The following is a 16,102-nucleotide window of genomic DNA, read 5'->3' as shown; positions in this document are numbered from 1 at the left end:
CAAGGAAAGCTGCCTGAGTTCTTTGAATCGCATTCCATCGTCAGCCCCTCCCACCCTGCTCTTGCCTGCTGGAGCAAAGAGCAGCATTGCGACATTGCGAACTTGCATATTGAATAGCTTTTGAATTGAAAATCTATGACTTGGAATCTTGGATTTTTTGCTGAACTTTGAATCGAAAGCGAAGTAATAGTGAATTCGACAAAGCTCTATCTCAAAATGTCGCACTCTGAATTGAATGCTTTTATCAGCAGGGCAAGAACCGACAAGATTTTTCGAGAACAATTAAAAACCTTGAATCCACTCGAAATAATTAACTTCGCTTCACTAAGTGGATTCAACTTTTCAGATGAAATCAAAGGCCGATTTATTAATCGCTGGAAAGGGGTCTATTTCTGCCCAAAAGCAATCGAGACAGGAAATTTATGCCCCGGACTGGTCCCAAAAGGCTTCAAAAAGCTAATCCACTATGCGCAAACCACCTGCAGCTCTTCGAATTTGAAGCAAGAGGAATACGACTTCCGATCCGGACACAGGTATTAGCAATTAACGAAACTATAATCGCTTAAGATCTCAAGTGGAATTGTCTTTAATACCGAGAAGTCAGTTGCCTTGAGAATCACAGGCGGCGCCATTCCATCAACCCTTGCCTGTTCCCATCGAGATACACATAAACACCAATGATTTCCTGGAATAAGTCCGGGGAAATCAAACATCGGGTTGGGATCTGTTAGGTTGTTTCCCTGAGAATAAGTGTATAACAAAAACTTCTCAGTCATTACACTGCAAATTGCATGCTGCCCCAGGTCAGAAGCATCGGTTCTGCAAAATCCATCAAGATACCAACCAGTCATTGGCTTGCAGCCACATGGCAGCAAAGGTTCTCCCAGAACGTTAATCAGCATTAATCTATTCCCTCATCGGAATCAAGCGTTGAAGCAAAATGATTCAAGGCAAAGCTAGTTCTTCATAGTTGTCCTGCACTCCAACAATCAATCGGAATAATCACTCACAGTGCCACACAATTCTGCTGTTGCACATGATTGACTTTGCGCATCGCTGCTGGTGCAGTCTTGTGCTTTGCATGCGAACTGATCCTGTCACAACAAAAAGCCCCCACCTTGCGGTGAGGGCTTTCCGATTCAGTTGATCTGAATCGTTTGGTCTGTTCCAGAAGGAACAGGTTGATTCCAGATCAACCGATGGCAGGTGCCTGCAGAGCCACAGGAGTGGACTCAGCAGCAGCCAGGTCGAGGGGGAAGTTGTGAGCGTTGCGCTCGTGCATCACTTCCATGCCGAGGCCGGCACGGTTCAACACGTCGGCCCAGGTGTTCAGGACGCGGCCCTGACCATCAAGGATGGACTGGTTGAAGTTGAAGCCGTTCAGGTTGAAGGCCATGGTTGACACGCCCAGGGCGGTGAACCAGATGCCGACAACAGGCCAGGCAGCCAGGAAGAAGTGAAGGCTACGGCTGTTGTTGAAGGAGGCGTATTGGAAGATCAGGCGACCGAAGTAACCGTGGGCAGCCACGATGTTGTAGGTCTCTTCCTCTTGGCCGAACTTGTAGCCGTAGTTCTGGGACTCGGTCTCGGTGGTTTCACGCACCAGGGAGGAGGTCACCAGGGAGCCGTGCATGGCGGAGAACAGGGATCCACCGAACACACCTGCGACGCCCAGCATGTGGAAGGGGTGCATCAGGATGTTGTGCTCAGCCTGGAACACCAGCATGTAGTTGAAGGTGCCAGAGATGCCCAGGGGCATGGCGTCAGAGAAGGAGCCCTGACCGAAGGGGTAGACCAGGAAGACAGCAGAGGCTGCAGCGACAGGTGCGCTGTAGGCAATGCAGATCCAGGGGCGCATGCCCAGGCGGTAGGAGAGTTCCCACTCGCGGCCCATGTAGGCGTAGATGCCGATCAGGAAGTGGAAGACAACCAGCTGGAAAGGACCGCCGTTGTACAGCCACTCATCGAGGGATGCAGCTTCCCAGATGGGATAGAAGTGCAGGCCGATGGCGTTGGAGGAGGGAACAACAGCACCAGAGATGATGTTGTTGCCGTAGATCAGGGAGCCAGCGACAGGCTCGCGGATGCCATCGATGTCGACCGGGGGAGCGGCGACGAAGGCGATGACGAAACAGATGGTGGCAGCCAGCAGGGTGGGGATCATCAGCACACCGAACCAACCGACATACAGACGGTTGTTGGTGGAGGTGACCCACTCGCAGAAGGACTGCCAACTAGAAGCGCCGGAGCGCTGCTGGATGGTGGTGGTCATGAGAACGGAAAGAAGTGCCCCCGAAGGGACGGTTTAAGGAAGGGCAGGGATGCCCTGCCTCCATCCAATGTAACGGAAGTTTGCGGTGTATGTGCGGACATTGCGCGGGGTCCGACGGCACACCCCAGGCCAGGACAGGGGGGCTCACAAAGTCTTAAGGTTTGATTACCCCCTTCGGGATGCGTCTTGGTTCTGATCCGCTGGCTCCATTCAGGGCAACGCTTGGAGGAAACCGTTCCTCTTTCCCAGGCACGGCATCGCCGCCATGAGCTCGAGGCCCAGGGAGCCACGGTTTATTGGAGTGAACGTCTGGTGCAAGCGGCGATCTGCTGAGAGCCTGGATCAACCGTTCTCCGGACCATGGTTTCTCGCGTCTCCAGGCCGATGTCTGTTGCAGCCCTCTGTTTCGGACTTCTGCTGCTCGGCGGGTGTCAGCGTGGATGGATTCCAACACCAGGCGCAGAGCAGTCCAGAACAGGCGCTGGCTCCGACGATGCCCTCAGGAGACTGGAGCTTCGCCTGGATCAGCTGGAGAGACGCCTCGAGGATCAGAGCAGGGGAGCCGCCCCGAAAGACGCCAGGACTCCGGCAGGTCCGCTCCAATCGCTGACGCTTCGCATCGGAAGCGACGACGACAGGCTCCGCTTGTACTGGGCCGATGGTCAACGCAGTGACCTCAGTTGCAGCAAGGAAGGGACGGGGGTCTGGGCCTGCGGTTGATGGACAGGCGCATCCGGACACACCTATGTCCCAGCCGCGGGGATGCATCCCACCGCTCCAGCAGCAGAGTGACGGCACATCGCAAGTGCTCCGATGCGTCCGTTCCCTGCTCTGCTTGTCAGCCTGGGACTGGCTGTGACTGGGTCGATGGCCATCGCCCAGTCCAACAACTACCCCTTTGCCCAGACCAAGGCGGCCAATCTGGCCCGGATGAGGGCCGAGCGACTGAACGGCGGATTACGTCTGTACCGATCCGATCAGTGCATGCATGCTCTTCGGGGAGAGGCCTGCCTGATCTCCTCGACGGATGAGGGATTCCTCTTCCGCTTCAGGGGCGGTGCACCCGGCTGGCAGCAGCAGATTCCGCCGCAACCGACCCTGGTGACCGAAGTTCTGGTCTCACCAGACGGCGATCGGATTCTGGACGTCTCTTACAACGGACCGCTGCTACCAAAGGGGAACAGCTCTCCTCCGGTGATGCCACCGGATAATCCATGAGTTTCCTCAGCCGATCCCTCGGACTCGTTCTGATCGGAGCGAGCCTGCCCCTCGGCCTCGGCCCCGTTCAGGAAGCCAGAGCCCAGGTGTCCGATGCCCGGCAGAGAGCTGTGAATGTGGCTCGGATGCGTGCCGAGGCCATCAACGGTGGACTGAGCCGCTACCGCGCGGCCCGCTGCATGTACGGGACAAGCGTCGGTGGAGGTGACTGTCTCGTGAGCACCGACGACGGCTACACCTTCCGGTTCGACGGTGGTGCTCCCGGTTGGCAGGAGGCCGGCGCACCTCCGACCGTGGAGACCGAACTGAAGATTTCTTCTGACGGACGTCAGGTGGAAGCAGAGATCTACAACGGACCTCCCCGCTGAACTCAGCTCTTCAGCAACTGCTCGAGGGCCGTCCGCCAGGCGTCTTCCACAGGCCAAACCTCCCGCCGGGTCAGCGACAGAGCGATTCGCTTCTCGGCGTAAGCGGCCTCATTGATGAACACGGGAACATCGCCCATCTCGCCATCGAAGCCCTGAATCGCCGGCAGCCCCTGTCCGCAGAGTTCAACGAACAGAGGGTCCTCGGACGCCAGCGGCTGCCAGTCCCGGCCGAGACGATCACCATGCAGCAGGCCTGAAATCTGATTCCCGTCACGTCTCGGCAGATCCAGGCTGCAGCGATGGCGATGCACCACGAGCTGTCGTGGGTAACGCCCTGCCGCCCTGCGCGCTGCTGCCAGAGAGGCCAGGCAGGTTTCCACCGCCAGACGGGTCTGTTCAACGATCCGAACATCCAGAAGCGACTGCGGCACCGGACCCACCTCGATCACCAGACCACAGGGCCAGCACTCCACGAGGAAACCGGTCTGACGATCATCAGCCTCATGCAGATACACCGGCAGTCCGAGCGCACCCTGCACGAGGCTCGCCAGAGCCAGATCAGCAGGCCGACGGCCATAAACCACCAGACAACTGCCCATGGCCGCCGTGGTGCTGTGCAGATCGAGGGCCACCCGGCAGGGATGCGTGCCGTGTGGACCATGCAGCTGCACCAGGGACCGGGCCCGGGCAAGCTCCAGCGCTTCACTCTCATCAGAGGCGAAACGTTCCGGCAGAAAGCTGCGGTTGAGATCACGGTCGATGTACCGGCGATTGGCCGCTCGCGCATCGGGATTGCCGATCAGCGGCTGAACCGTGAGGCCATGGGCATCCATCAGATCAGGCGTCCTCTGCCAGGCCTCCAGCAGCCATGGCGCGTTCACCTCGTTGCCATGGGTCCCGGCCACAAGAAGAACGTCCGACGCCGTCATCAGGGGCACACGCTGCTGCACGACTGAAGCATGGGCTTCCAGACTGGCGGCAAACATCCTGACGATGTCGATCCCTCCGATCGTGGTGATGGCCGCCCGCTCAGGGTGGCGATGGCAATGGAGCCGGCTGATGGGAGGCCTGGGTCCTGCTGATGCTGCTGGGAACTACTGCCGGCCGGTCAGTGATCATCTCGAGGCTGAACGACCCGACCAAGCGCAGCTGAGGGGCCGCTCCGAACAGCAGCGGCCCCATCTGATCATCGGCCGCAGCTGTCCATGGGCCCATCGCACCTGGCTGGTGCATCGCCTGAGAGGTCTGGGAGACAGCCTGACCGTGCTCATGGCGACGGCTGATCACCGCGCAGGACGCTGGCAACTGGATCCGGCCTGGCTCGGCTGCAGCAGCCTGCTGGACCTCTACAGAGCCTGCTCGGCACCACCAAGTCATCGGGCCACGGTGCCGGCTCTGGTGGATCCCCAGGGACCACGCATTCTCGGCAACGAAAGTGCACAGCTGGTGGAGCTGCTGAACCGCTGGCCCGCCTCCGAGGATGCTCCGGACCTCGATCCTCCTGATCATCAGGAGATGATCCAGCGGTGGCAGACCCTGCTGCAGCCGGCGGTGAACGACGGTGTCTACCGCTGCGGTTTCGCCCGGGGCCAGCTGGCTTACGACCGTGCTGAAACAGCTCTGTTCGAGGCTCTGGAACAGGTGGAGCAGGCGCTGGCGGAGAGGGGTCCGTGGCTGTGCGGCGAGACCCTGACCCTGGCGGATGTCCGACTCTTCCCAACGTTGATCCGTTGGGAACTGGTCTATTCCCCTCTCTTCGGCTGCAGCCGGAGACCCCTCTGGCAGTTTCCGCATCTATGGGCCTGGCGCAGGCGCTTCCACGACCTGCCCGGAGTGGCTGAAACCTGCGATGCCAAGGCCTGGCGTCAGGATTATTTCGGAGCCCTGTTTCCCCTCAATCCAGGGGGCATCGTTCCAGCCGGCCCGGAGCTGAGCACACTGGTGAACAGCACCATCCCTGAGGCATGAGCACGGCCGACCCCCAGTTCGACGGTGTCTACGGCCCGTACACGATCAACGAGCAGGATCGCCGGGAGGTGCAGCGCTACCGCATCGCCCTTCTGATCTCGGGCCTGGCGATGAGCGGAGGAGTGCTGCATTGGTGGGCCCTCGGAGGATCCTGGGCCTGGCTGTGGCTGCTGCCCCTGACCGCCGGGATCGGTCTGGCACTGAAGTGGATTCACATCTACCTGAGGCCGTTGCACCGCGCACTCCAGCTGTTCTGGTTGCTGGGATGTGCCGGATGGGGGGCCTTGCTGATCACAGCGGGACCTGCTGATGCCCTCGCCACACTGGCCGGCAGGCCGCTCTGGATCCTGGCCGTCGGGCCACTCTTCGCGGCCCTGGCGGGAATCGGCTTCAAGGAATTCTTCTGCTTCCAGAGACCGGAGGCGATCGGTCTCACTCTGCTGCTTCCCCTGGCGTTGCTGGGTCGTCTCGTCGGTCTGCTCGGCGACGAATCCGGGCTGGTGCTGGTGGGTGTTGCCGGCCTGCTTCTGGTCGTGCTGGCTCTGCGGAAATTCGGCATCGAAGCCGCTGCGGATGTCGGCGACAAGAGCGTCTTTGCTTATCTGGACGGTCAGCTGTCTGCCGGGACCCCGTGAGTCTGATCAGCCTGGTGGGGGCCGGAAAGGATTTCGGCATCCGCACCCTGTTCGCTGAGCTGGATCTCCACATCGGAGAGGGGGAGAGACTCGGACTGATCGGCCCGAATGGAGCGGGCAAATCAACGCTGCTGAAGGTGCTGGCCGGCCAGGAACCCCTCGGAGAGGGGGAACGGCGTTGCTCACCGCGGCTGCGGGTGGAGCTGGTGGGGCAGGACAGCCGCGTCACACCCGGACTCACGGTTCTGGAGCAGGTGCTGCAGGGATGTGGTGCCAAGCGTGATCTGCTGCTTCGCTTCAGCTCCCTGAGTGAGGCCGTGGCAGCTGATCCCGAGAATCAAGCGCTGCTGGCCGAGCTGGGCGACCTGAGCCAGCGGATGGATGAGGAAGAGGCCTGGAGCCTGGAGCAGCAGTGCCGCGAGGTGCTTCAGAAACTCGGAATCAGCGACCTGCAGAAGCCTGTGGAAGCTCTCTCCGGCGGCTACCGCAAACGGGTCGGACTGGCCTCAGCCCTGGTCGCGTGCCCGGACGTGCTGCTGCTGGATGAACCGACCAACCACCTGGACGCCACTGCCGTGGAGTGGCTCCAGAGCTGGTTGGACCGCTACCCGGGAGCCCTGGTGCTCGTCACCCACGATCGCTACGTGCTCGACCGAATCACCCGCCGGATGGTTGAAGTGGCCCGAGGCCGGGCGCGGACCTATCAGGGCAACTACAGCACCTACCTGCAGCACAAGGCCGCCGAGGAGGCGTCTGAAGCCTCCTCGGCGGCCAAGTTCAAGGGGGTGCTGAGGCGGGAACTGGCCTGGCTGCGCCAGGGCCCGAAAGCACGCAGCACAAAGCAGAAGGCTCGCCTGCAGCGCATCGAAACCATGCGGGAAGAACAACCGGTGCAGGCCCGGGGAAAACTGGAGATGACCAGCGTCAGCCGACGCATCGGCAAGCTGGTGATCGAAGCCGAGGGACTGGGGGTCAGCACCGACGGCAGTGCCGAAGGCCGGAGGCTTCTGGATGACTTCACCTATAGCTTCAGCCCCGAGGACCGGGTGGGGATCATCGGCCCGAACGGCAGCGGCAAATCCACGCTGCTGGATTTGATCGCCGGTCGCCGCAGTGCCACCCACGGCTCCCTGCGCCTTGGGGAAACCGTCCACATCGGCTATCTGGACCAGCACACCGAGGACTTCACCAAGGGCAAGGGACTGGAGCGCAAGGTCATCGAATTCGTGGAGGAGGCTGCCAGCCGCATCGACCTCGGAGGCGAGCAGCTCACCGCCTCTCAGCTGCTGGAGCGGTTTCTGTTTCCACCAGCGCAGCAGCACAGCCCCCTGGCCAAACTCTCCGGGGGCGAGCGGCGGCGCCTGACCCTTTGCCGGATGCTGATTCAGGCTCCGAATGTGCTGCTGCTCGATGAGCCCACCAACGATCTGGATGTGCAGACGCTGAGCGTTCTGGAGGACTTTCTCGAAGACTTCCGCGGTTGCGTGATCGTGGTCTCCCACGACCGCTATTTCCTCGACCGCACGGTGGACCGTCTGTTCTGTTTCGAAGCCGGCCGGCTGCAACGCTTCGAAGGCAACTACTCGGAATTCCTCGACCAGCAGCGGCAGCAGGAGCGACAGCAGACCAGTGCCGCAGTTCCTCCATCCCGAAAGGACTCCAGGGACAGAGGTGACGAGGAGAAGCCCCGTCGCCGCAGCTTCAAGGAATCGAAGGAACTGGCATCGCTGGATCAGCAGCTCCCTGAACTCGAGACCAAGCGGACGGCCCTGGAACGGGAGCTGACCTGTGAGGGATCCGAGGTGGCCAGGCTCAGCATCGAGCTCGCCGAACTGATCAGCAGCATCGAACAGGCAGAGGAACGCTGGCTTGAGCTGAGCGAACTGAGACCCTGATCTCACAGGGCCAGGGCGGCGATGTCAGGGAACTGCCGCAAACGAAAACGACCGCACTCACCCTTGAGATGGGTCGTAATGTGGTGAGCGGCATCGGGGAGATTCCATGAAATCCATCGACGAGCACATCAACAAGGACAAGTCCGAGATCGAAGCGGCCAAAGCCGCAGGCGATGAGGCCAAGGTCCGTCACCTCGAAGATGAACTCCACTCTCTCGAGGAGTACAAGGAACACCACCCCGAGGACTCCCACGACCCGACGTCCCTGGAGCTCCATTGCGAGGCCAACCCGGACGCCGATGAGTGCCGGGTCTACGACGACTGATCAGTCAGGTCGAACGACCAGGGGATCTGCGAATCAGATCTCCTCGTTGAAGTCCGAGGGGCTGCCGGTAAGGCTGCAGACCACAGACTCTTCATTCTTCATGGCCTTCACCTCAGCGATCGGGCGCCCCATGCGGCGCAGCACATCTATTTCTTGTTGGGTCTGACAACGGGCGATGATCTCGCCTTTGTCGTCAAAGCAGGTGTAAAAAGTCATGGCGGCTGTTGGATGCCAACTCCGTTATGGCGAGGAGTGACCGGCCTCACAACTTCAGATGTGCCGGCCGACACGGAGCATCAGACCCCCAGTTCGCGCCAGACGCGCTCCAGCAGAGCATCGAGATTGCTCCCCATCGCTGCTGAGACGCACAACACGGAACGGCCGCTGGCCCCTTCGAGGTCACCGACCAGCTCAGGCAGTTGATCGTCGGAAACAAGTTCCTGTTTGTTCAGCACCAGGATGCGGGGTCGTTCCACGAGCCCATGGCCATAAGCCTCCAGCTCGTTCTCCACCACCCGCAGATCGCCGATCGGATCGTCTGCCCCGGCATCAACCAGATGAATCAGCAATCGGGTGCGCTCGATGTGGCGCAGGAAGTCGTGGCCAAGCCCGGCTCCCTGAGCGGCACCGGCGATGAGTCCTGGGATGTCAGCGAAGACAGTTCCATCACCGCTCGGTCGTCGCACGACCCCGAGATTCGGGACCAGGGTGGTGAATGGATAGTCGGCGATTTTGGGGCGAGCGGCTGACAACACGGCGATCAGGGTGCTTTTGCCGGCATTCGGCAGGCCGATGATGCCGACCTCGGCCAGCAGTTTGAGCTCAAGCTGAAGCGGCCACTCCTCTCCATCGCGACCCTCGGTGAATTTTTCGGGAGCGCGATTGCGGTTGCTCAGGTAATGAGCATTGCCCAGCCCTCCGCGCCCGCCGAAAGCGACCACCAGCCGTTCACCGCCGTTGATCAGATCGCCGAGCAGGATTCCAGTGGTGAGATGTCGCACTTCCGTCCCGCACGGGACCTTCACCACCAGTTCACGCCCTGAGGCCCCGGTGCACTTGTTCGGTCCACCGCGCCGGCCGTCGTCGGCAGCGAACAGACGCTTGTATTTGAAGTCCAGCAGAGTCTGGAGATTGGCATCGGCCTCCAGCACGACATGTCCGCCGTAACCGCCATCACCGCCGGAAGGTCCACCTGCCGGCACGTACTTCTCGCGTCGGAAGGCCGCAATCCCGTCGCCGCCGCGGCCACCTCGAGCCGTGATCCGTGCCTGATCGATGAACTGCACGGTGGCGCCGGGTGGGTCGAATCCACAACCCTAGGATCAGGTGGCTGCAGTCCCAACGCTTGGCCGGCGTCCGATTCGAAGCCCTCTGCAAGAGCTACCCAGGCCGACGAGGGGGCCGCCCCGTCGACGTGATCCGAAGCCTTGATCTGATGATCGAGGACGGTGAGTTTCTCGTGCTTGTCGGACCTTCCGGCTGCGGCAAAAGCACGCTTCTTCGTCTTCTGGCAGGACTTGAACTCCCATCCGCCGGAGAGATCCTGATCGGTGATCGACCCGTCAGCAGGGTGCGGCCGGCCCAACGGGATGTGGCCATGGTGTTTCAGAGCTACGCGCTCTATCCGCATCTGAGCGTCCGGGACAACCTCAGCTTCGGGCTGCGACGCAGCCGCTCTCTGCCGCCACTGCAGCGTCTGCAGGATCAGCTGCACCGAAGTGCTCGCCACCTGCCGCCCTGCCTGCAGGTGCCCAGTCCCCGCGAGCGACGCATCGAAACGCGCGTGGGGGAGGTGGCTGAGTCGCTGGAACTGACGGACTTGCTGGATCGACTGCCGAAGGAACTCTCCGGTGGCCAGAAACAGCGGGTCGCTCTCGGACGTGCGATGGCCCGGCAGCCAAAGGTCTTTCTGATGGACGAGCCGCTCAGCAATCTCGATGCCAAGCTGCGAAACAGCACCCGGACCCGCATCGTCGAGCTGCAGAAACAGCTGGGGACCACGACGCTGTATGTGACTCACGATCAGGTCGAAGCGATGACGATGGGTCATCGCATCGCCGTGCTCAATCAGGGATACCTGCAGCAGCTGGGGACTCCCATGGAGTTGTACCGATGGCCCTCGAATCTGTTCGTCGCCCAGTTCATCGGCAGCCCGCCGATGGCCCTGCTGCCGGTCACGGTGGCACCCGCAGCCACCCTGCTGCTGGAGGATCGTCGACTGCCGGTGGAGGGGCCGATGGCCGAGGCACTCCCCGCACTGGAGGGGCAGGTGCTCACGGCAGGGCTGCGGCCGGAAGGCTGGAGGGTCGCCCCTTCTACCAATCGCAACCTGCCGGCGGAGATCCGTCATGTCGAAGTGCTGGGCAACGAGCAGCTGATCACCTGTCAGCTGCTCCATGGCGGTCACCTGGTGACGGTGCGCACCGAGGCGGACCTTGCGGTGATCGTGGGAGGAAGGCTGCACCTGGATCCCGATCCCCAGGGCTGGCGGCTGTTTGACGCCGAAGGCGATGCCATCTGCCCACCGGAACCTGCCCGGAGCTCACCCGAAGAACCACAGCTTCCCCGTCTCTGAAGGCTCCCTCAGCGCAGCCAGACCACGCTGCAGCCCTGTCCACCATCGCCCTGGTCCGCATCGGTGACGCGTTCCACGTAGGGCACCGTGTCCAGCCAGGCCCGCAGGCCGCGCTTCAGCTTCCCGGTCCCGATCCCGTGGATCACCCAGACGGCACCGGACGCAGAGCGCAGGTGCTCCTCCACGGCAGCCTCCGCTTCATGAACCCGAAGACCACGGACATCCACCGTGTTGCGCGACGTGCGCACCTGACCGCCGCCTCCTGATGGCGTCCGGGCTTTCACCTTCACCACCGCCTCCGGCGGCTCCGGCTTGCGGCCATCGAGACTTTCTACCGCCGCCAGCTCCACGGTGCTGCGCATCACGCCGCAACGCACGGTGAGCTGCAAACCATCGTCTGACATCTCCAGCACATCAGCAGCCTTCCCGAGAGCCAGCAGACGGATGCGGTCTCCCACCTGGGGCCGCCATCCAGCGTGCGCCCGGCGCTCCGGTTCAGGCCGATGACGGTCCTCCAGCTTGCGCAGGCGCTGGCCGGCCCGCCGGGCCGTCTCACCATCAGCCTGGCCGTCCCTCAGCCGACGGATCAGGGTGCGCACCTCCTTCTGACCGTCACGGATCGAACGCTCCAGACGCTGCCGGCCCTGCTCCTGGCGCTCCGCTGACTGCTGTTTCTGCTGCTGCCAGCGCTGCAGCAACTCCTCATGCAGCAGCTCGGTGCGGGCCAGCAGTGCCGCGGCATCCTCCGCCGCGGCCTGCTGGCGTTGCCGTTGCTCCTCGAGACCACGGATGACACTGTTGACCTCTCCATCTCCGGCTGGAGCGAGCAGCTCCTGGGCCTGATCCAGCACCTGCCGGTCGAGGCCAAGCCGGGTGGCGATCGCCAGGGCATTGCTGCGCCCGGGGATGCCCCACAGCAATTCATAGGTGGGTGAGAGCGTCTCAGGGTTGAAAGCCACCGAGGCGTTCTCAAAACGGCCATCGCCGTACTTGAGTGCCTTCAGTTCACCGAAGTGGGTGGTGGCGATCGTGAGCCGGGCCCGATCCGCGAGAGCCTTCAGCAAGGCCGTCGCCAGGGCGGTGCCCTCGCTGGGGTCGGTGCCTGCACCCACCTCATCGAGAAGCACCAGAGCCGGGGCGGGCCCCTGCTGCAACGCGTCCAGGATGCGACCGATCCGCTTCACATGGCCGCTGAAGGTGGAGAGGCTCTGCTGCAGGGACTGCTCATCACCGATGTCCGCCAACACCTGAGCGCACCACGGCAGCGACGGCTGCCCGGAACAGGGAAGCAGCATGCCCGCGCGGGCCATCAGGGCCGCCAGACCGATGCTCTTCAGGGTCACGGTCTTGCCGCCGGTGTTGGGACCAGTGATCGCAACGACCCGCAGCTCTTCAGACACCTCCACCGAGATCGGCACCACAGCCGGGCCTTCGTCATGCTTCTCCTGCCAAACCAGCAGGGGGTGGCGCAGGTTCTCCAGCCGGAACGGCGCCTCCGGCCGGTCCTCCAGCTGGGGCACCGATCCTCCCAGCCAGCGACCGTAACGGCCTCGAGCCAGCGCCAGGTCCAGCCGAAGCAGCACTCCATTGAGAACGTTGAGCGGCTGCTCCTGCTCCGCCACCCGCTCGCTCAGCTCAGCCAGGACCCGCAGCTCCTCCTCACGGATCCGGGCCTCAATGTCCACCAGCCGGTTGCCGATCGCGAGCACGGAACGTGGCTCCACGAACAGGGTGCTGCCCGAGGCCGAACTGTCATGCACCTGCCCCGGCACCTGTCCCACCGCTCCGGCCTTGACCGCCAGCACAGGACGCCCGTGGCGTTGTGCGATCACCGTGTCCTGCAGCAACGGACCGAGACGCCGCAGCAGATCCTGCAACTTGTCGCGACGCTCCTGCCGCAGACCGTCCCATTGCCGCCGCAGGCCCGCCAGGGGAGCGCTGGCGCGGTCGGCCACACGTCCGCCCTCCTCGAGAGCGAACTTCAGCCGCTGCTCCAGCTCCGGAAGGGTCACCATCGCAGCGATCAGATCGCTGCACGCCGGTCGAAGCTCCGGTTCATCGATCTGCCGCCGAAGCCGCCGTGCGGTTGCCAGGGTCTCCGCCACCGCCAGCAGCTCCTCCCCGGATGCGGTGCCGCCTTTGCTGCAACGCAACACAACCGGCCGCAGATCCCGTACGCCTCGGAAGCTGATCCCTCCCTCGCTCAGATCATCGAGGGTCACCAGTTCCACGGTCTCCTTCAGAGCCGTTCGACTTTGGGCAAGGCCAGCCGGCAGCGACAGGGACCGTGCAGCAACGCGTCCCATCGCCGTGGACGCGAACCCGGAGAGGTGCTCGCAGACCCGCGGCCATTCCAGGAGCCCGAGCGTCTCCTGCAGAGCACGATCCCGCTCGACGGGGGCGTCAGCTGCAGTTGGAAGGAATGCCACCGGGGGGTTCATAAAGCATCTCCAGCCAGTTGCCGTCTGGATCCTTCAGGTAGAAGGAAGCCGTGCCATCGCGGTGGTCATGCACAGACCCCACGAACACACCGGACTGCTGAAGCTGTTGATGGATCTGATCCACGTCGTCGCGGTCACGGAAGTGGAAGGCGAAGTGGGGGCCGGCAGCCTTGTAATCCGGACCCAGCAGGGCAAGCCCGTCGCGCCCGGGCCCTGCCTCGAGATAACACCAGTCGTCCGCTTTCCACACAAGGCGCATGCCCAGCCCCTCGTAAAAGGCCACGGCACGGGTGACGTCCTGGACGCGGATGGCCACATGGCCGAGACGATCCACCGATGCCATCAGGGGAGGCTCACTGAAGGGGACATTCTGAAGAGTGATGTGACCGAACCGTTGACAGGTCAGCCGCCCTTCAGCCAGCCGGCCGCATCGCAGGCGTGATAAGTGAGGATCAGATCAGCTCCGGCCCGCTTGAAGCTCAGCAGCGTTTCCAGCACCACAGCCCGTTCATCGATCCAGCCACGTTCGGCAGCAGCCTTGACCATCGAGTATTCGCCGCTGACGTTGTAGGCGGCAATCGGCAGCTCCGACTCCTGCCGCAGCCGATGAATGATGTCGAGATAGGCCAGACCCGGCTTCACCATCATGATGTCGGCGCCCTCCTGCTCGTCGAGCTGGGCTTCCGTGATCGCTTCCCGAGCATTGGCGGGATCCATCTGATAAGTGTCTTTGTTCTTCGGGATCGGTTTGCTGCCCGCAGCCCTTGGGGCAGAGTCCAGCGCCTCCCGGAAGGGCCCGTAATACGCGGACGAGTATTTGGCGGTGTAGCTGATGATGCCCACCTGATCGAAACCCTCGTCATCGAGAGCTTCCCGGATGGCTCCGACACGCCCGTCCATCATGTCGCTGGGTCCGATCAGATCCGCGCCTGCTGCCGCCTGCACCACGGCCTGCTGACAGAGCTGCTCGATCGTCTCATCGTTGAGCACGATGCCCTGCTCGCTCACGATGCCGTCATGGCCATCGCAGGAATAGGGGTCCAGGGCGACATCGGTCATGATCGCCATCTCCGGCACATCTCTCTTGAGCTGACGGATCGCCCGTGGGATCAGACCGTTCTCGTTGAAGCACTCGGCCCCGTCCTCGGTCTTCAATCCCTCGGCCACCTTCGGAAACAGCACGACGCAGCGGACGCCGAGATCCCAGGCCCGCTGCACCTCCCCGCTGAGCTGCTCCAAACTCCAGCGGTTCGCACCCGGCATGGCGCCGATCGGTTCAACGCCCACTCCTTCGTGCACGAACAGGGGGTAAATGAAATCAGCCGCCGACAGACTTGTTTCCCGCACCATGGCTCGAAGAGCGGGAGTGCGACGCAGACGTCGGGGGCGGTAGGTGAGCTCCATCTGACCCGGGAACCAGCCGTTGATCGTAGGGCTGGGGGGGCTTGTGTTCAGAGGCTGGCGGACGTCAGCCAGCTGCGCCGTGGATCCTCAGACCGAAGCACGCGCAGCTGCTCAAGCAGACGTCGCTCCTCATCCGACCACTGGCCCGGCAGTTCCAGCACCAGCGAGAACAGGAGATCTCCCCGCCCGCTCCGGCCGGGCCATCCCTTGTTCCGCAACCGCAGGCTGCGGCCGGGAGGAGTTCCAGGGGGGATCGTCATCTTGGCTTCGCCATCCGGGGTCATCACCGGCACCGTGCCGCCGAGGGCGAGTTCATCGAGACTCACGGGCAGGTCTGCGCGCAGCTGATCTCCATCGAGACGCCAGACGGGATGATCCGCCACGGAAAGATTCAGGTAGAGATCGCCTCGGCGTCCTGTCCCCGGCTGAAGGTTGCCCTTTCCCTTCAGCCGCAGTCGCGATCCGGTGCGGACACCTGCAGGAATGCGCACCTGAACCCTTTCATCATTGACTGAGAGTGTGCGCTCCGTGCCGCGGAACGCCTCCAGAAAACCGATGGAGACACTGGCCTCGGCGTCCAGGTTGATGGGCGAGCGGGTCGCCTGAGCACCCCGGGGAAATCCGGCTGCACCGGCAGGACCACCGAAACGACCGAGCAGATCGTTGATGAAGTCGTCAAAGTTTCCGTAGCGCCCGAAATCCACATCAAATCCGGCACCCGGGGCACCACCTCCCATGCCCCCGGCTCCGGCCTGGCTCCAATACTGGCCGAACTGCTCGTAGCGCTGACGCTTGTCTGGATCCGAGAGCACCTCATACGCCTCGCTGATCTCCTTGAACCGCGCTTCGGCTGACTTGTCTCCAGGGTTCACATCAGGGTGGTACTGCCGCGCAAGCTTGCGGAAGGCGCGCTTGATCGCATCCGCGTCAGCGCTGCGCTCGACCCCGAGCACCTGGAAGTAATCCTTGTATCCACTGCCGGCCATGGCGGTGCGCCTGTC

The 16,102-nt window shown here is 62.6% G+C and carries 18 protein-coding genes; 9 read left to right on the top strand and 9 right to left on the bottom strand.

All coding sequences use genetic code 11. The features are described from left to right. Window positions 1–216 precede the first annotated feature (216 nt). Window positions 217–540 carry a Nif11-like leader peptide family RiPP precursor gene (locus KR49_RS13400; RefSeq protein WP_071839772.1) on the top strand — a complete coding sequence of 108 codons (324 nt, stop codon included), beginning with the start codon at window positions 217–219 and terminating at the stop codon, window positions 538–540. On the opposite strand, the gene KR49_RS13395 is transcribed toward KR49_RS13400, so the two are convergent. Then, window positions 537–902: a DUF2237 family protein gene (locus KR49_RS13395; protein WP_071839735.1), complete on the bottom strand. Its 366-nt coding sequence runs from the start codon at window positions 900–902 to the stop codon at window positions 537–539. The genes KR49_RS13400 and KR49_RS13395 overlap by 4 nt on opposite strands. A gap of 290 nt (window positions 903–1,192) precedes the next feature. After that, on the bottom strand, window positions 1,193–2,272 hold the full coding sequence (psbA, locus tag KR49_RS10840) for a photosystem II q(b) protein (RefSeq protein WP_043694721.1): 1,080 nt from the start codon (window positions 2,270–2,272) through the stop codon (window positions 1,193–1,195). Between the two features lie 384 nt (window positions 2,273–2,656). Here psbA and KR49_RS10835 point away from each other — a divergent pair, with 384 nt between their 5' ends. From KR49_RS10835 to KR49_RS10825, 3 genes are all read left to right on the top strand, one after another. Next, window positions 2,657–2,992, top strand: coding sequence for a hypothetical protein (locus tag KR49_RS10835; protein ID WP_043695239.1), 336 nt, complete (start codon window positions 2,657–2,659; stop codon window positions 2,990–2,992). A gap of 93 nt (window positions 2,993–3,085) precedes the next feature. Beyond that, window positions 3,086–3,490 (top strand): hypothetical protein, encoded by a 405-nt coding sequence (locus KR49_RS10830; protein WP_156957181.1) that lies wholly within the window; start codon window positions 3,086–3,088, stop codon window positions 3,488–3,490. Further along, window positions 3,487–3,858: a hypothetical protein gene (locus KR49_RS10825; RefSeq protein WP_043695232.1), complete on the top strand. Its 372-nt coding sequence runs from the start codon at window positions 3,487–3,489 to the stop codon at window positions 3,856–3,858. The genes KR49_RS10830 and KR49_RS10825 overlap by 4 nt, the downstream gene beginning before the upstream one ends. Before the next feature lie 2 nt (window positions 3,859–3,860). On the opposite strand, the gene KR49_RS10820 is transcribed toward KR49_RS10825, so the two are convergent. Beyond that, the gene (locus KR49_RS10820) at window positions 3,861–4,787 is read right to left on the bottom strand and encodes an aspartoacylase (protein WP_043697371.1); all 927 of its coding nucleotides are present in this window, start codon (window positions 4,785–4,787) and stop codon (window positions 3,861–3,863) included. A 64-nt stretch (window positions 4,788–4,851) separates the two neighbouring features. Between KR49_RS10820 and KR49_RS10815 the strand changes: the two genes are divergently transcribed. The 4 genes from KR49_RS10815 to KR49_RS10800 all read left to right on the top strand — a co-directional run bounded on the left by KR49_RS10815 (window position 4,852) and on the right by KR49_RS10800 (window position 8,681). Further along, window positions 4,852–5,826 (top strand): glutathione S-transferase C-terminal domain-containing protein, encoded by a 975-nt coding sequence (locus KR49_RS10815; protein ID WP_043695229.1) that lies wholly within the window; start codon window positions 4,852–4,854, stop codon window positions 5,824–5,826. Then, on the top strand, window positions 5,823–6,461 hold the full coding sequence (locus KR49_RS10810) for a DUF2301 domain-containing membrane protein (protein WP_043695226.1): 639 nt from the start codon (window positions 5,823–5,825) through the stop codon (window positions 6,459–6,461). The genes KR49_RS10815 and KR49_RS10810 overlap by 4 nt, the downstream gene beginning before the upstream one ends. Continuing rightward, the gene (locus KR49_RS10805; protein WP_043695223.1) at window positions 6,458–8,356 is read left to right on the top strand and encodes an ABC-F family ATP-binding cassette domain-containing protein; all 1,899 of its coding nucleotides are present in this window, start codon (window positions 6,458–6,460) and stop codon (window positions 8,354–8,356) included. The genes KR49_RS10810 and KR49_RS10805 overlap by 4 nt, the downstream gene beginning before the upstream one ends. 106 nt (window positions 8,357–8,462) lie before the next feature. Then, window positions 8,463–8,681 (top strand): Calvin cycle protein CP12, encoded by a 219-nt coding sequence (locus tag KR49_RS10800; protein WP_043695220.1) that lies wholly within the window; start codon window positions 8,463–8,465, stop codon window positions 8,679–8,681. 33 nt (window positions 8,682–8,714) lie between these two features. On the opposite strand, the gene KR49_RS10795 is transcribed toward KR49_RS10800, so the two are convergent. Next, a complete protein-coding gene (locus KR49_RS10795; protein WP_043695217.1) occupies window positions 8,715–8,897 on the bottom strand; it encodes a hypothetical protein in 183 nt (60 codons plus the stop codon). A gap of 80 nt (window positions 8,898–8,977) precedes the next feature. Further along, complete coding sequence (gene cgtA, locus KR49_RS10790; protein ID WP_043695210.1) at window positions 8,978–9,967, bottom strand: Obg family GTPase CgtA; 990 nt, start codon at window positions 9,965–9,967, stop codon at window positions 8,978–8,980. 59 nt (window positions 9,968–10,026) lie between these two features. Between cgtA and KR49_RS10785 the strand changes: the two genes are divergently transcribed. Next, entirely contained in the window at window positions 10,027–11,256 is a 1,230-nt protein-coding gene (locus tag KR49_RS10785; RefSeq protein WP_043695208.1) for an ABC transporter ATP-binding protein, read from the top strand. 8 nt (window positions 11,257–11,264) lie between these two features. On the opposite strand, the gene KR49_RS10780 is transcribed toward KR49_RS10785, so the two are convergent. The 4 genes from KR49_RS10780 to KR49_RS10765 are packed head-to-tail and all read right to left on the bottom strand — an operon-like array spanning window position 11,265 to window position 16,087. Then, on the bottom strand, window positions 11,265–13,697 hold the full coding sequence (locus tag KR49_RS10780; protein ID WP_052378238.1) for an endonuclease MutS2: 2,433 nt from the start codon (window positions 13,695–13,697) through the stop codon (window positions 11,265–11,267). Continuing rightward, window positions 13,660–14,040, bottom strand: a complete 381-nt coding sequence (locus KR49_RS10775; RefSeq protein ID WP_043695205.1) for a VOC family protein — start codon at window positions 14,038–14,040, stop codon at window positions 13,660–13,662. Before KR49_RS10775 ends, KR49_RS10780 begins: the two co-directional genes overlap by 38 nt. A gap of 59 nt (window positions 14,041–14,099) precedes the next feature. Continuing rightward, the gene (hemB, locus tag KR49_RS10770; protein ID WP_043695202.1) at window positions 14,100–15,101 is read right to left on the bottom strand and encodes a porphobilinogen synthase; all 1,002 of its coding nucleotides are present in this window, start codon (window positions 15,099–15,101) and stop codon (window positions 14,100–14,102) included. Between the two features lie 47 nt (window positions 15,102–15,148). Next, window positions 15,149–16,087 (bottom strand): DnaJ C-terminal domain-containing protein, encoded by a 939-nt coding sequence (locus tag KR49_RS10765; RefSeq protein WP_043695199.1) that lies wholly within the window; start codon window positions 16,085–16,087, stop codon window positions 15,149–15,151. Window positions 16,088–16,102 lie beyond the last annotated feature (15 nt).

The sequence above is a fragment of the Synechococcus sp. KORDI-49 genome (genome assembly GCF_000737575.1).
In the GTDB taxonomy this organism is placed as follows: Bacteria; Cyanobacteriota; Cyanobacteriia; order PCC-6307; family Cyanobiaceae; genus Parasynechococcus.
This window is presented reverse-complemented; position numbering and strand designations above follow the sequence as displayed.

Excerpts from the sequence above, each read along its gene's own strand:
- KR49_RS10780 (WP_052378238.1), bottom strand. The coding sequence starts at position 13,697 with ATGAACCCCCCGGTGGCATTCCTTCCAACTGCAGCTGACGCCCCCGTC.
- KR49_RS10775 (WP_043695205.1), bottom strand. The coding sequence starts at position 14,040 with ATGGCATCGGTGGATCGTCTCGGCCATGTGGCCATCCGCGTCCAGGAC.
- KR49_RS10825 (WP_043695232.1), top strand. The coding sequence starts at position 3,487 with ATGAGTTTCCTCAGCCGATCCCTCGGACTCGTTCTGATCGGAGCGAGC.
- KR49_RS10795 (WP_043695217.1), bottom strand. The coding sequence starts at position 8,897 with ATGACTTTTTACACCTGCTTTGACGACAAAGGCGAGATCATCGCCCGT.
- KR49_RS10810 (WP_043695226.1), top strand. The coding sequence starts at position 5,823 with ATGAGCACGGCCGACCCCCAGTTCGACGGTGTCTACGGCCCGTACACG.
- KR49_RS10835 (WP_043695239.1), top strand. The coding sequence starts at position 2,657 with ATGTCTGTTGCAGCCCTCTGTTTCGGACTTCTGCTGCTCGGCGGGTGT.
- KR49_RS10765 (WP_043695199.1), bottom strand. The coding sequence starts at position 16,087 with ATGGCCGGCAGTGGATACAAGGATTACTTCCAGGTGCTCGGGGTCGAG.
- KR49_RS10820 (WP_043697371.1), bottom strand. The coding sequence starts at position 4,787 with ATGACGGCGTCGGACGTTCTTCTTGTGGCCGGGACCCATGGCAACGAG.
- KR49_RS13395 (WP_071839735.1), bottom strand. The coding sequence starts at position 902 with ATGCTGATTAACGTTCTGGGAGAACCTTTGCTGCCATGTGGCTGCAAG.
- KR49_RS13400 (WP_071839772.1), top strand. The coding sequence starts at position 217 with ATGTCGCACTCTGAATTGAATGCTTTTATCAGCAGGGCAAGAACCGAC.
- psbA (WP_043694721.1), bottom strand. The coding sequence starts at position 2,272 with ATGACCACCACCATCCAGCAGCGCTCCGGCGCTTCTAGTTGGCAGTCC.
- KR49_RS10815 (WP_043695229.1), top strand. The coding sequence starts at position 4,852 with ATGTCGATCCCTCCGATCGTGGTGATGGCCGCCCGCTCAGGGTGGCGA.
- KR49_RS10830 (WP_156957181.1), top strand. The coding sequence starts at position 3,086 with ATGCGTCCGTTCCCTGCTCTGCTTGTCAGCCTGGGACTGGCTGTGACT.
- KR49_RS10800 (WP_043695220.1), top strand. The coding sequence starts at position 8,463 with ATGAAATCCATCGACGAGCACATCAACAAGGACAAGTCCGAGATCGAA.
- hemB (WP_043695202.1), bottom strand. The coding sequence starts at position 15,101 with ATGGAGCTCACCTACCGCCCCCGACGTCTGCGTCGCACTCCCGCTCTT.